Origin of the sequence: Methylomonas rosea (genome assembly GCF_024505055.1) — a bacterium.
Classification (GTDB): domain Bacteria; phylum Pseudomonadota; class Gammaproteobacteria; order Methylococcales; family Methylomonadaceae; genus Methylomonas; species Methylomonas rosea.
In genome coordinates this window covers 13437-27796 of record NZ_JANIBL010000006.1, presented here as the reverse complement: position 1 = coordinate 27796, position 14360 = coordinate 13437, and the positions used below count along the sequence as shown (strand labels likewise).

The window sequence follows — 14360 nt, the reverse complement described above, 5'->3', positions numbered from 1 at the left end:
TTTTCTCCATCAAAAAGCCAGCTTTACCGTGACGCCGAGATTACGGCCCGGTCGCGAGTAGCGGTCGGCCCAGTGCTCTGCGCCGGCGAAGTTGCCCAGCGTGGTATGCGGATCGCCGGCGCGGGTATTGATGTCTTCCCAGTCGATATATTTCTTGTCGAACAGGTTGAACACCCCGAAGTTGAAGCCGATGCGCTTGCTGGGGTTGTAGTAGGCGTTGAAGTCCACCACGCCGTAACCGCTGGGCAGAAACTGGGCGTCCACCGGTGCGGTGTTGGCTTGTTTGGCGGCGACCAGGGTCAGGTTCAATTCCGTGCCCCAGTCGCCGCCGGCTTGGTCGTAGCGCAGGCCGATGACGGCTTTCATGGGGCTGATCTGTCTGAGGGCGTCGTCGTCGCTGCGTTGGGTCTTTAGATTCATGCCTTCAGTAAAGGCACCGCTGAACAGCAGGCTGGCGCCCTGTAAATAAGGATTTAGCCAGTCCAGATAAAACCGGCTTTTGATTTCGATTCCCTGAATCCGAATCGGGTCCGCGCTATTGATGTTCTGGTAAGTAGTAAAGCCCAACGGCGGACAAGACGCCGTGGCCGGGTTACAAATCACCGCGTTGTAGATGAAGTTGTCGTAATCGTTACGGAACAGGCTGATGTCGAAAGTCCCAGCCGCGCCCTGGCCGCGCAGCCCGACTTCGGCGCCGACGCTGGTCTCCGGCTGAATGTTGTAATTGGGTAGATTGGTGTAACCGCCGGTTATATTGGTAAAACCGAGATTGCTTTCGCTAAAGTTGGGGCCGCGAAACCCATGCGCATACTGGCCGTGCACGGTGAAGTTCCGGTTCAGATGCAGCAAGGCGCCGAATTTGGGTAAAAAGGCGTTGGCATCGATAATGCCGGGCACTATCGGGTCGGCACCTTCCGCGACAGCTGCTGCGGACGCCTTGTCGAACAGATAGTCGGGTGTAGGCAATAAGCGAAAATATTCCCAGCGACCGCCGGGGATCAGCTCTATGCGTTTGTCGAACAAATCGATATTGTCCTCAAGGTAAGCGCCGGCCTTGGTAATGGTGGATAACGGAAAATCCCGGACCGGAAATTCGTCCGGCGTTACGGACTTGCTGATCCGGCCTTTGGGACAAATGTTATTGGGGCGTCCGGTGCGGGGATTGACCGAACCGCTGACGCAGGTAAAGCTGCCGTCGCGTTGTTGCGCTACGTTGTTTTTACTGATTTGGCCACCGTATTGCAGGGTATGCAGGCTGTCAGCGAGATTGAAGGTTTTACCCAGTTTTAATTCGCCGCCGAAGTCGTCGTTGGCAAAATCGAAAATTCGCTCGGTCAGCGTGTTGCCGTCCACGTTGGCGGTGCGATCTTGGAGGGTAATTTGTCCGGTAGCGGATTTTTGCGTGTAAAACTTCCACAGCACATCGTTGAACAGCGGGGTTTCCAGATGTTTCAGGGTGTGATCCAGCGTCAGCCGCCAGCGCGATTGGGTATCGGTGGTGAGCATGCTGTTGACATTGCGCAGGCTGATGTCGGCACCGCGCATATACAAGGCGTCCACGTCGGATTGGCGGTGCAGCCATTCGCCGGTTAGGCGCAACACGTTATCGTCGTTAAAACGGTAGAGCAATTTGGCCAGTAGGTTGTAACTGCCGTTTTCCTGCGGACTGGGCGTGGTGCGGCGGCCGTCGGCGAAATCCGCCGTGCCTTTATTGTCGGTTTCGTTGCTTTGGTTGTGAGTGAATAAGGCCATGCTTTCCCAGCCGCCCAGCGCGCCAGCCACGGTGGCGGTTTGCACGAAGCCGTTGTCGGCGGTGTTGTAATTCAGCTTCAAGCCGGTGTAATAATCCTTGCCGAATACGTTCAAATAATCGCGCGGGTCTTTGGTAACGAAGTTGACGGTGCCGCCCATGGCGTCGCCGCCGTAATAGGCCGAGCCGGAACCGCGGACGATTTCCACCGCTTTTAAGGCATCCATGTCCACCGCGTTGCGGTTGGCGCTGGCGAACGAGCCGATGCGGAACGCTTCCGGCAGGCGCACGCCGTCGATCTGCATCAACACCCGGTTGCCGCCCAGTCCGCGAATGGTAAAGCCGCTGGCCCCGAAGCGCTGCGGGTCGTTGCCGACATTGACGCCGGGTTCGTAACGAATCAGATCCTTGATGTTGCGCACCATGCGCTGTTCCATGGTCGCGGCGTCTATGGTCGATTCGGTACCGGGAGCGAGCTTAGCCGCCGGCTTTTCTACTTTTGCTTTTACCGTTACGGGTGCTAATTCCGCTTCTTGGTTTTCCTCGCTATTCGCAAGTGTTGCATTCTCGGCAGCGCTGGCGCTCATCGGACTTAGCATTAGCGCCAGGGCGTACATTACTAAACCGCAGCGCAGGCAGCAGCGGCGGGCATTCGACCCGGTGCAAATAGACGGGCGACAGGCCTGTCGCGTCAGCGTGCATGGCTCGAAGTTTGTGTGGAGCATAACCGGCAAAAGCCGTGTGTTTAACAATAAAGGCATGGCTGTTTCAACAATCAGTGCAGTCTCAAATGCTGGCTGCCTGGCGCGGAACGGCTAGGTGGCTGTTATTACGGTTTTCGGGGCTCTTAGATGCAAGATGTTGTGTCTAAGAGCTTGGCGCGTATTTACTCTATTTAGCGTTTCATCGCTTTAATCCCGTAACTGGAAGCGTTGGATTTGCCGGCTACATAGCCGGTGTCTGACTGTTTGTTCGACCTTGGGTAGGGTGACTTCCTTGTCTGTCGACTTATCCTTGTCGGCATCCTTTTCGGTGGCCAGCGCCGCGCCGTTCAGCGCGGTTGCCTGCGGCGTTTGGGCTAGCAAGGGCCAGTTACCGGTGATGGTTTGTCGGCCCGTGGTGCGTTGTGTATAAAGCATGGTTTTCCCCGGTTGCTTGGCAATGCCTCAATAAGGGCATGGCTACCTGGCGGGAAGGGCTGGGTGGCTGGATTGTGTTTAGTAAGATGAGGCGACGATTTGTCGGTGCATCTTCGGTCGGTTTCGGGATATCTGCTGTAGGCGTCCTGCTTTGTTCGCCATTACAAGGTCGCGTCCGTGCCTTGCCTACGGCAGATATCCCGAAACCGGTCGATTTTTTGCTTGGCCTTCGTTATCGAGAAGGCCAAGGTTTGTTGGTATTACTTTTTGTCCGGCTCGGAAACGAAACCGATTTTACTGACCCCGGCTTTGGCCGCATCTGCCAGCGTTTCGGCGACGAAGTGGTACGGTACGTTTTGATCGGCGCGGATATGCAGTTCCGGTTGTTGCGGCGATTTTGCAATTTCCGCCAAACGTTGATTTAAGGCCTGGCGGTCGATTGCTTCCTGATTCCAGAATAATTGGCCTTCGCCGTCCACAGATAACGCAATCGGATCGTCGCTGGGTTGTTGCGGTACGCTGCTGGCTTTGGGTAGATCGATTTTCACCGCATGGGTCATCAGCGGCGCGGTGATCATGAAAATCACCAGCAGCACCAACATCACGTCGATTAACGGGATCATGTTGATTTCGGCGACGGTATGGCCGCCGCCCTTGTTTTGATCGAAGCCGCCGAATGCCATTAATGTTCTCCTGTTGCGAAAGCCAATTCGGCGCCGGCAAAGGCGGCCGACTTGGTTTGCGGCACGGCGGACGGATCGCTGGCGATAGTGGCGCCGGTGGTCAGAAAGGCGAATAGATCGTGGGCGAAGCCGTCCAAGCGGGCTAATAATAAGCGGTTGCTGCGCACGCAATCGTTATAAGCCAGTACCGCCGGAATCGCGACTGCTAAGCCCAAACCGGTCATGATCAGCGCTTCGCCCACCGGACCGGCGATTTGGTCCAAACCGCCCAACCCGCCTTGGCCGATGTTGACCAGAGCGTGGTAAACCCCCCAGACCGTGCCGAACAAGCCGATGAAGGGCGCGGTGCTGGCGATGGAGGCCAGTGCGGTCAAACCCCATTCCAGTTGCGCGGTTTCCTCGTCGATAACCCGGCGCATCGAGCGGGTCAGGAATTCGGCGGTCGAACCTGCCTGTTGTAAGCCGTGACTACCATGGCGGGCGTGATGCTGAGAGGCGGCCAGTGCGTGGCGGGTCAGGTTCGAAAACGGGTCTGCCTGGGCGCCGACGGATAAGTGGCCGGCGACATCGGCTAGCGTGTCGCTAGCCCAGAATTTCTGTAAAAACAATTCGGCGCGGCGGCGGACCTGGATGGCGTGCCAAGCCTTGACGACGATGAAATACCAGCTGGCGACCGACATGATCAGCAGCAAGCTAAACAAAAAGGCGCCGACACTGTCGGTTTGCGCCAGGAAATGGTCGAGATTTTGATTGAGTGCCATGATTTATCCTTCGAGAGAGAATGAAACGGGGACCACGACCCAGGCGGAAACCACCTGTTCGCCGCGGCGAGCGGGGACGAAACGCCATTTTTGAACGGTTTCCTGGGCGGCTTGATCCAGGCGGTCGTAGCCGCTGGATCGTCGGAGTGTGACTTGTTCAACGCCGCCGTCGGCATTGACCAGCACCCGCAGCAATACTTTGCCTTGCTCGCCGAGTTGCCGTGATGCGCTAGGGTAGGCTGGCGCCGGGTTGTTCAAATAATCGGCGTTCAGATTAGGCAAGGTCATCGGTGCCGCTGAGGCCTCGCTGGTGCTGGCTGAACTGGGAGCTGGGGCCGGTGCGGAAGTAGGTGCGGCTGGAGTGGGTTCGGCGTGAGGCGGTTCCGGCGTGGGTTCGGGCGCTGCAATTGCCGTTGGTGCACTGCCGGCGGTCGACAAAAGGTTCGGTTTTTTAACCGGTTTGGGTGGCGTTTTCGGTTTGCTGACGGCTTTTTCAACCGGCTGCTGGGGCTGCTGCACCGGTGGTTTGGCGGGTGCTTGCTGAGTTTGCGCATCGCCTATCCATTCCACCATGATCGGCTGCGGAGGGGTGACAGGCTCTTGCATTTCGCTGTTTGGCATCAGGCCGAACCAGGCTAAATGCAGACCAAGCGCGATGAGAAATCCCAGGCCGCGTTCGTTATATTCGGCTTTTTGTATCGTGGATATCGATTTATAAGGCCCTTCGCTGGCTACGAGGCGCATGGGGGCCAGGCAAGCAAGCTGGCGGAAACTGGCGGTCGGTAACATACTGGCCTCTCGATTAACTTTTCTGAAAACGATTGGCTGGCTACCGTGAGGTTGGCTGGCTGGTGTTGTCGGGTCTAGCTGTTTATTTGGTCAAAATTAATTTGCCGTTACTGGTAATGCGTAAGCGATATTCGTCGCCTTGATGTTCGATCACTATTTCGTTTTGCGTGCCGAACAATAAGCGGCTATTCACCCGTTGCCTGCCTTGCGGTATATCCGGCGACGTCTCGGCGGTTAACGGGCCAAGTCGCACTGGGTTAGACGGATTTTTCATAAGACTAAAAATGTTGACGAATAAATGCTAAACCCGCTCAATGCGCTGCTACCGGCTGCTGGCGAGCAGCTTTTCGTTCCACGAGTAGGCTGGTGACTGTTTGCCAGTGCTCCAACAGTTGCAAGTACATATCGCGGCTGGAGGCGCTATGTGCCAGTTCCGGGTGGCTTAGCAGGCGGCCCAGTTGCTGCACGATCAGATGTGCAAGCTTCGGGTTGTGATGGCCGCTGATGAATTGGGTCATTAATACACAGGTCGCGGCATGAATTTGCGCCACATCACGGCTTTTCGGCGCACCGATAGAGTTGTCTTTGAACATGATGACCTCGGGTTGCATAAGTTAGAAATAAATTGCCGCACACTGGATAACTTAGGAGGCTGTGCAGGTGCGGCAATGACAGCACGAGAGATGACTGTCGGATACAAATGATAATGATTATCATCTGCTTGTCAAGCAAAAGTATTTTGCCTTAGTGGTTTGGGTGTTTTTTGAATAAGTTGTTGGCAGGGCCAATGCTGTTCCGCGTGCGGCAGAAGGGTTTTGTTTGCGGTAAAAGAAATAAGAATACGGGGTGCCGGCAGCGGTGTAAGTGGCCGTCATTTGCCCAACTGATAGTGTGGATTTCGTTTAAATTCAGCTTCAGGGCAGTGGTTTATAAGCCAGCAGTCCGGCCAGAGTTTCCAGCAGTTCGCCACGGGTATGGTTCCTGATCCACACCAGCGCGATTTTGCGGCTGGGCCTTTGACGAATGTTGATATATCGAATGTCCTGATCGTCAGGCTGAACGGCCACGGATGGCATCAGCGTAACGCCGACGCCGTTTTTGACCATGAAACGCAAGGTTTCCAGACTGGATGCCCGGAAGTCGTGTTCCACGAAGCGGGAAGGATTGCACAATTTTAGCGCTTGGTCCCGCAAACAATGGCCCTCATCCAGTAACAGCAGATTTTCTTTGGCCACCCTATTCAGGTCTATTTCTTCCAGATCGGCCAGGGGATGATCCGCGCACACCGCCAAGGTGAACGGATCGTCGAATAAGGTCCGAGACTCCAGGCTTACGTGTTCGACAGGTAAGGCCAGCAAGGCCGCATCCAATTTTTTATCGAGCAGCAACGCAACGAGAGCGTTGGTTTTTTCCTCGACCAACTGGAGTTTTAGATCAGGATAATGCTGCTTGATGCGAAATACGTATTCCGGCAGTACGTAACTTGCCAGCGAAGGAAACGCTCCCAAGGACAGCATGTTACGCTGCCGATCGCTGGCGTGGGCGGCGATTTGGCGAATGGAGCGAGCATCGTCAAGTATGCGGCGGGCGAACGGCAAAATTTCCCGGCAAATTTCGGTGGTTTCCACTGCGTTTTTCTCGCGCAGGAACAAGTCCACGCCTAAATAATCCTCGAGTTTTTTGATCTGCGTGCTCAAAGTAGGCTGACTAATCGAGCAATGCTCTGCCGCTTGACTGAAATTTTTCAACTCCGCTACTGCCACTAGATAGCTTAAATCTCGCAAGTTCATCGATTGTTATCCGCCGTTGAGTTAAGTGTGCCGAAAGCCGTCGCCCTGACCGGAATTATATCAGCTAAGGTGCGAGTTTTATTGACCTGGCCTATCGGTCCATCTAAGAAATCAATTTCAGTTTGCAGGCATTATTCGGTTGAATATGTTTGCCGCACGCTTTTGATTGGGGCGATGGCGCCGAACTTTTAAATGTCGCTGGTGTTAATCCTAAGTGGCATCTAAACTGCAAAATCAAAGGCATGTTTTATTTAACCCATAACAAGGAACAGAGGTGCACCATGAAAACCAAACAGATTTTTCTGGTTTCCGCATTGGCGGTAGCCATATCGACAGCATTGACAGCCAATCCGGCTCTCGCTGAAATGCAGCCGACGACCAACAGTTTCTGGTGGCCGGAGCAGCTGGATTTGAAACCGTTGCGTCAAAACTCGGCCGAATCCAATCCCTTAGGTAAAGCCTTCAACTATGCAGAGCAATTCAAAACCTTAGACCTGAAAGCGGTGAAAAAAGACATCGCCGGCGTATTGCATACTTCTCAATCCTGGTGGCCGGCGGACTACGGTAATTACGGGCCGTTTTTCATTCGCATGGCCTGGCACAGTGCCGGTGTCTACCGCATCTTTGACGGCCGTGGCGGCGCCTCCGGCGGGCAGCAACGCTTCGAACCACTCAACAGCTGGCCGGACAACGTCAGTCTGGACAAGGCCCGCCGCCTACTGTGGCCGGTGAAACAAAAATACGGCGCCAAACTGTCCTGGGCCGATTTGATGGTGCTGGCCGGTAACGTTGCTCTGGAAGATATGGGTTTCAAAACCATCGGCTTCGCCGGCGGCCGTGCCGATGACTGGGAAGCCGAGATCGTCAATTGGGGCTCGGAAAAGAAATTTCTTGCCGACGAGCGCCACGATGGCAAAGGTGAGTTGGCCAAGCCGTTGGGAGCCACGCAAATGGGGCTGATCTACGTCAACCCGGAAGGGCCGGGCGGGAATCCGGACCCATTAGCGGCCGCTAAACATATCCGCGAAGCCTTTGGCCGAATGGCGATGAACGACGAGGAAACGGTGGCGCTGATAGCGGGCGGCCATACCTTCGGCAAAGCGCACGGCGCGCATAAACCCGACGAATGTGTCGGCAAGGAACCCGCCGCCGCCGGCATTGAAGAGCAAGGTTTGGGTTGGGCCAACAAATGCGGCAGCGGTCATGGCGTGGATACCGTCAGCAGTGGCCTGGAAGGTGCGTGGTCGACGAATCCCACCCGCTGGACCCACGACTACCTGACCTGGCTGTATACCTTTGACTGGCAACAAACCAAGAGTCCGGCCGGTGCAACGCAGTGGATACCCAAGGACGGCAAGGGCGAAAATTTTGTACCGGATGCCCACGATCAGACGAAACGTCACCCGCCGATCATGTTTACCACCGATATCGCTTTGAAAATGGACCCGGATTACCAAAAAATCTCCAAGCGTTTTTTGGATAATCCCAAAGAGTTTGAGGTGGCCTTTGCCAAGGCCTGGTTCAAACTAACCCATCGCGACATGGGGCCTAAGGCTCGTTATGTCGGTGCCGAAGTACCGGCCGAGGACTTCATCTGGCAGGACCCGCTTCCTAAAGCCGATCATAAGTTAATCGACACCAAGGATACCGCCAAACTGAAATCAGCCATCTTGGCTGCTGATTTGACGATTCCGGAGTTGGTGAGAACGGCTTGGGCATCTGCAGTCACCTTCCGCGGCACCGACATGCGCGGTGGGGCGAATGGCGCCCGGATTCGCTTGGCGCCGCAAAAGGATTGGGATGTCAATGATCCCGCCGAATTGGCCAAGGTACTGGCTCGCCTGGAAACCATTCAAATCGACTTTAACCTTACGCTGAAAGGCGGCAAAAAAGTCTCGCTTGCCGATGTAATCGTGCTGGGCGGTTCCGCTGCGGTGGAAGAGGCCGCGAAGAAAGCCGGTTATAAACTGCAAGTGCCGTTCAAGCCGGGCCGGGTGGATGCTTCGCAGGAACAAACCGACGTGAATTCCGCCGCAGTGCTGGAGCCCAAAGCCGACGGTTTCAGAAATTACTTTGGTAAGGATAATGCGCTATCACCCGCTGAAATGTTGGTCGAACGCGCTAACTTCCTGACCTTGAGTGTGCCGGAAATGACCGTGTTGGTCGGCGGCATGCGAACGCTGGATGCTAATGCCGGTCACGCCAAGCATGGTGTATTGACCGGCCGGTCCGGCACGCTCAGCAACGACTTCTTCGTCAACTTGCTCGATATGTCCACGAAATGGAGCAAGTCCGCTACCGAGGGGATTTACGAAGGACGGGACCGGGCCAGCGACCAAGTTAAATGGACTGCAACGCCGGTTGATTTGATTTTCGGTTCAAACTCCGAGTTGCGGGCCGTCGCGGAAGTCTATGCCTCGGAAGATGGCAAAGACAAGTTTGTTCAGGATTTTGCCAATGCCTGGGGCAAGGTGATGGACTTGGATCGATTCGACAAACGCTGACCTAAGCGTGCACGGCGCTCAATTTGACCGAGATCGGGTCATTTGGGTGCCTTGCGCAAACCACTTAGCGCTGTTTGTAAAATGGGTTTTCTTCGATCAGCAATTACTTCAACTTTTGCCGAAGGTGCCATCGGCCATCATCGGCGTAGGGCAAAAAAAAGGGCAATCCAAGGAACGGATTGCCCTGAGGGGGAAGTCGAAGTGGATTAAATCCAGTCGGAATCGTCGCTTTCGTCCGGAATGCTGTAGTCTGCGTCGCTAAGTGAAAAATCGTCTGGACTGTTGTCCAAGTTGGCTTGCTGGATTGCGTCGTCGCCGTAGTAATTGTTGACCACTGTTTGTTCCTGAGCGCCGGTGTGCTCGCCCATTGCTTGCTGGCCCCAAGGGCTAGAGCCGTGATGTCCCATCAAACTTTCTATACCTTGGAACAAAAACGAACCGGCTACGACACCGGCTGCCGTGGTCGCGACATTGCCCAGAAAACTGCCGCCACCACCACCGAAAAAGCCGGGCGATTGCGCGGGAGCAGCACCCCTCGGCACTTGATAATTGCCTACACCGGGCACCGCAGTATTATTGTTGGCGGGTTGAGCCCACGGATCGCTGCCCAGAAAGCCGCTACGTTGTGAGCTTGCACCCGCTTGCAATTGATTCTGCAACTCGGCGATTTGCGCTTTAGCCGCAGATAAAGCTTGATCTTGCAACAAGGCGCGTTGGACCAACAGATAAGCGGCATCCGGTTGTTTTGCAACCGCATCACTGATCAGCGCTTCGGCTTCGGCATCCTTGTTCGGAAGCCTTACTTCGTTCAGTTGACTCAGAAATTGACTGAGCTGGTTGCGTTCCTGTGAATTCATCTAATAACTCCTATCGTGAGCATGTAACCCGGCAAACTACCGGCATTGGCAAAGACTTCAAAACGGCTGCAAAGTTTCCTTCACAGTTGGGTGTGGCTTTGGAAGTTTCAATAGCCGGATTGAAATAATTGCTCGTGATTCAGCTTCCAGCTGTCTATGCGGTGTGGATTTCGGCATTCCTTATGTGCCACAGAAGGTATACCGATCTGACGATTTTGAGGATATACGAGGTATTCAGCAGAAGCAGCTTGCTAATCAGGTAATTTATTGGGTTTACTGCCCTTTCGGTATTCTTGGGATTACTCGCAATTGTCAGTCAAAGTTACCAGAGGGTTTCCCGCTGTAATGGTCGCCGATTGGCTTGGCTTAGGGGGAAATTAACCAAGCCAACAGGCTTCCGTATGGCCGGATCGATTATTTTACCAGGGTGCCGGTGCTCGCCGGTCCGGGGATAGACATCTCGCCCGGGTTTTGCGGATCGTAATAAATGTCAATGTAAGGTCCGGTTATTGCCGGTTTTACAATAGCTATCAGCCCAGCGTTCTCACAATCCGGATTATCTGTAAATGTCGCGGCGACTTCCGCCGCGCAAGCGTCGGGTTGCATCGGAATCGCAGAAAGATTCAGATTAACCGCACAGCCTTGGTTCGGGCCTGCTACGACTTGATTGTTATCCCAACGCAATACATCCCAGCTAACCGCTAAGGATACGTCCGGATCAGGGGTGCCTTTGCAAGCCGTCGTCAGAGGGCAGCGCACTGAGACGGGATGCTCTCCAGATGAAAAGTGTATGCCGCACGCAATCACTTGCGAGCGTGGCGGCCCTTTGGAACCTAGCCCCAAAGGGCCGGCCTGACTAAACGGGCTAACGAGACAAGCTAAAAAGCCCAATGTCGCACAGTGTTGCAAAATCTTAGAGTTAGTTGTTGTGGTCATGATCGACTCCCGATTAATGTGTAAGGGACTTATTTCACCCGTTCCTAACTCGATATAACGTTTTTTAGGGCCCGGGCGGCTAAGCCATGTTTCAAGCATTGTCACGGTCCTAATGTAGGAGGGTCGGTTAGCAGAATCAGTGAGCTAGTAAACTCCGAAAATGCGAAAAATTTCATTGATTTGGTGCGTTTTTAGCCTTGCCTGTTGGCTAAAAGATCGGCACCGTGTACAGCGGGCGCGCGGCGGTCGAAATAAAAAAATGCTTATATCTTGCCGGAGTAGGGTAAGAAGCAATCCACTTACGTTCTCGGAAAAACGTATGAGAAAAACAGCATTGCCAGTTAATCCGGTTAGCGTACAATCCAAAACGCTTACCGGTAGTCGTTCCAAACCCACTTCAGTCGTTAGTCAGCATCCGGCCGCTAAATCATACGTGATCAGTAACCCGAACACACAGGCAGCAATCCAAGCGGCACAGCTAAGCCAGCTGTTTGCGGCAAGTAATACGTCATTGATTAGCAGCACGCTACTGGCGCTGATTCTGGCCTATATGCAGCGCGACATGATCGCGGCTTCCGTGGTGCTTACTTGGCTTACGCTGATTGTGTTGGTGGCGGTTTCCCGCACCTTGCTGGTCAAGGCTTATCGGTCTGCCGCCCCGGAAGTGGGCGCTGGCACGCGATTTTGGTTGAAAAGGTTTCGCATCGGGGTACTGGCCGTGGGTCTGGTGTGGGGGGCGGCCGGTTTTCTGATGTTCCCGGCCAATAGCTCGCAACATCAACTCTTTCTGGTTTTTATGCTGGCGGGTTTGTCTGCCGGCGGTGTAGTGGCATTTTCCGCCGATCTGCCCAGCGCGGTGCTATTTTCCGTGACCTCGCTGCTGCCCCTCATTATTCGCTTGTTCGTGTCCGGCAATGGTTTGTTTATGGCTATGAGCATGGCGGGGTTTTTATACCTATGCTTCATGGTGGTCAGCTTACGGCGTATCAATCGAAGCATCACCGAGAATATTGTGCTGCATCTGGATGCCGCTGAACGCGAGGAAACCATGCGGACCAGCGAGCAACGCTATCGCTTGCTGCTGAAACATTCGCCCATCGGTATTTTTCATTACGATACCGATCTGGTGGTCACGTACTGCAATGAGCCGTTCGCCGATATTTTGCAGAATAGCGTCGAGGCTATCGTCGGACTGGATATTAAAGGTTTTAAGGACCCCGCGATACTCGCGGCCTTACAGCGGGCGCTGCAAGGCGAAAAGGTGGTTTATGAAGGCGAGTACAAACCCTCGCCGAATGCGGCCGGCATATGGATAGATATGACTTGTGCGCCGTCCCGAGATGGAGCCGGCAAGATTGCTGGCGGTATCGCTATTATCCGGGACATCAGCGAACGCAAACAGGCGGAAGAAATGCTGCGGGTCAGCGCCATTGCCTTCGAATCACAGTCGGCGATGATCGTCACCTCCCCGGACGCGGTGATCCTGCGCGTGAATCGGGCCTTTACCGCGCTGACCGGCTACAAGGCCGACGAAGTGCTGGGTCAAACGCCACAAATGCTCAACTCCGGGCGGCACGACAAGGGATTCTTTGCCGGTATGTGGTCCTCATTGCAGGAAACCGGCCACTGGCAAGGTGAAATCTGGAATCGCCGCAAGAATGGCCTGATCGTCGCCGAATGGCTGACCATTGCCGCCGTGGTCGCACCCGATGGCCGCATTACGCATTACGTTGGTACATTTTCAGATATTACCGAGAACAAGGATGCGGTGGCGGAAATCCACCGATTGGCCTATTACGATCCTTTAACCCATTTACCTAACCGGCGTTTGCTGCAAGATCGCTTGGCTCAGGAACTGGTTGCCGGCGCCCGCAACGGTTTGTATGGCGCTATTCTGTTTTTGGACCTGGATAATTTCAAGACGCTTAACGACACGCGCGGTCATGATGACGGCGACCGGCTATTGGTGGAAGTGGCGCGGCGGTTACGCGCTACCGTGCGCGAGTGCGACATCGTCGGACGCCTGGGCGGCGATGAGTTTTTGGTGTTGCTGGCGGATTTGAGCGCCGATGCCGAGCTTGCAGCAATGCAGACCAAACAAGTCGGCGAAAAACTGCTGGAAGCGCTGGCTCATCCCTACGACTTGAGCGGCTACGAATTCCATTGTTCGGCCAGTATCGGTATTCGTTTGTACCGCGATCAAGAGCTTGCCGAAGAGCTACTCCGGCATGCCGATCTTGCCATGTATCAAGCCAAGGTAGCCGGGCGCAATACTGTGCGTTTCTTCGATCCGAGCATGCAGGCGCTGGCGACTGCCCGTGCCGAGTTGGAAAAAGATTTGCGCCTTGCGCTGGCCCATAATCAGTTCAAGCTGTATTTTCAACCGCAGATGTATCGAAATCATCAAGTGGTGGGCGCCGAAGTGCTGTTGCGTTGGCAGCATCCGGAACGCGGATTGGTGTCGCCGTTGGAGTTTATTGCCTTAGCGGAAAAAACCAGTTTGATTCTGCCGATTGGTCAGTGTGTAGTGGAAGCGGCCTGCGCGCAACTGAAACTGTGGGAGGGGAGTGAAAATTGGCGGCAGTTTCGGCTGGCTATTAATGTCAGTGCGCGCCAGTTTAGAGCGGCGGATTTTGTCGAACAGGTGCGGCGGGCGCTGGATAATAACGGGGTCAACCCGGACTTGCTGGAACTGGAACTGACTGAAAGTCTGGTGCTTGAGAATATCAACGACACTATCCTGAAGATGCAAGCACTCAGGGACATGGGCGTGCGCTTTTCTTTGGACGATTTCGGTACCGGGTATTCGTCGTTTTCCTATCTGACGCAGTTGCCGTTCGATCAGTTAAAAATCGATCGCTCCTTCGTGCATAACATCGGCGTCAAGACCAGCGATGCGGTGATCGTGCAAACCATCATCGGCATGGCCCATAATTTGGGGATAGAGGTGATTGCCGAAGGGGTCGAAACCGACGCGCAGCGCTTGTTTCTCGAACAGCATGGCTGCCATGCCTGTCAGGGGTTTTTGTTCAGCAAGCCGGTGCCGATAGAAGAGTTTATGGCCTGGAGTCGGCGTTTGCCCAAGTGTTAGTCCGGCCCGCAAATATTGACGCTCCCGCTATCAGCGACGTATCTGGCCTTCCGCTGAATT

12 protein-coding genes are annotated in these 14360 nt (G+C 54.6%); 2 read left to right on the top strand and 10 right to left on the bottom strand.

The features are described from left to right. Positions 1-9: 9 nt before the first annotated feature. The 8 genes from NP589_RS03155 to NP589_RS03120 all read right to left on the bottom strand — a co-directional run bounded on the left by NP589_RS03155 (position 10) and on the right by NP589_RS03120 (position 6912). Positions 10-2337, bottom strand: a complete 2328-nt coding sequence (locus NP589_RS03155; RefSeq protein WP_256605654.1) for a TonB-dependent hemoglobin/transferrin/lactoferrin family receptor — start codon at positions 2335-2337, stop codon at positions 10-12. 324 nt (positions 2338-2661) lie between these two features. After that, on the bottom strand, positions 2662-2889 hold the full coding sequence (locus tag NP589_RS03150) for a hypothetical protein (protein WP_256605653.1): 228 nt from the start codon (positions 2887-2889) through the stop codon (positions 2662-2664). 260 nt (positions 2890-3149) lie between these two features. Beyond that, entirely contained in the window at positions 3150-3572 is a 423-nt protein-coding gene (locus tag NP589_RS03145; RefSeq protein ID WP_256605652.1) for an ExbD/TolR family protein, read from the bottom strand. Further along, complete coding sequence (locus NP589_RS03140; protein WP_256605651.1) at positions 3572-4333, bottom strand: MotA/TolQ/ExbB proton channel family protein; 762 nt, start codon at positions 4331-4333, stop codon at positions 3572-3574. Before NP589_RS03140 ends, NP589_RS03145 begins: the two co-directional genes overlap by 1 nt. A gap of 3 nt (positions 4334-4336) precedes the next feature. Continuing rightward, positions 4337-5122: an energy transducer TonB gene (locus tag NP589_RS03135; protein ID WP_256605650.1), complete on the bottom strand. Its 786-nt coding sequence runs from the start codon at positions 5120-5122 to the stop codon at positions 4337-4339. A gap of 82 nt (positions 5123-5204) precedes the next feature. Then, entirely contained in the window at positions 5205-5396 is a 192-nt protein-coding gene (gene hemP / locus NP589_RS03130; RefSeq protein WP_256605649.1) for a hemin uptake protein HemP, read from the bottom strand. 37 nt (positions 5397-5433) lie between these two features. Beyond that, the gene (locus NP589_RS03125; RefSeq protein WP_256605648.1) at positions 5434-5715 is read right to left on the bottom strand and encodes a hypothetical protein; all 282 of its coding nucleotides are present in this window, start codon (positions 5713-5715) and stop codon (positions 5434-5436) included. Positions 5716-6036: 321 nt separating this feature from the next. After that, entirely contained in the window at positions 6037-6912 is an 876-nt protein-coding gene (locus NP589_RS03120) for a LysR substrate-binding domain-containing protein (protein ID WP_256605647.1), read from the bottom strand. Positions 6913-7193: 281 nt separating this feature from the next. Between NP589_RS03120 and katG the strand changes: the two genes are divergently transcribed. Next, positions 7194-9416: a catalase/peroxidase HPI gene (gene katG, locus NP589_RS03115; protein ID WP_256605646.1), complete on the top strand. Its 2223-nt coding sequence runs from the start codon at positions 7194-7196 to the stop codon at positions 9414-9416. 206 nt (positions 9417-9622) lie between these two features. On the opposite strand, the gene NP589_RS03110 is transcribed toward katG, so the two are convergent. Next, positions 9623-10273: a DUF2076 domain-containing protein gene (locus tag NP589_RS03110; protein WP_256605645.1), complete on the bottom strand. Its 651-nt coding sequence runs from the start codon at positions 10271-10273 to the stop codon at positions 9623-9625. Between the two features lie 414 nt (positions 10274-10687). After that, entirely contained in the window at positions 10688-11209 is a 522-nt protein-coding gene (locus NP589_RS03105; RefSeq protein ID WP_256605644.1) for a hypothetical protein, read from the bottom strand. A gap of 319 nt (positions 11210-11528) precedes the next feature. On the opposite strand from NP589_RS03105, the gene NP589_RS03100 reads away from it, so the two are divergent. Next, positions 11529-14300, top strand: coding sequence for a bifunctional diguanylate cyclase/phosphodiesterase (locus tag NP589_RS03100; protein WP_256605643.1), 2772 nt, complete (start codon positions 11529-11531; stop codon positions 14298-14300). The last annotated feature ends 60 nt before the right edge of the window (positions 14301-14360 follow it).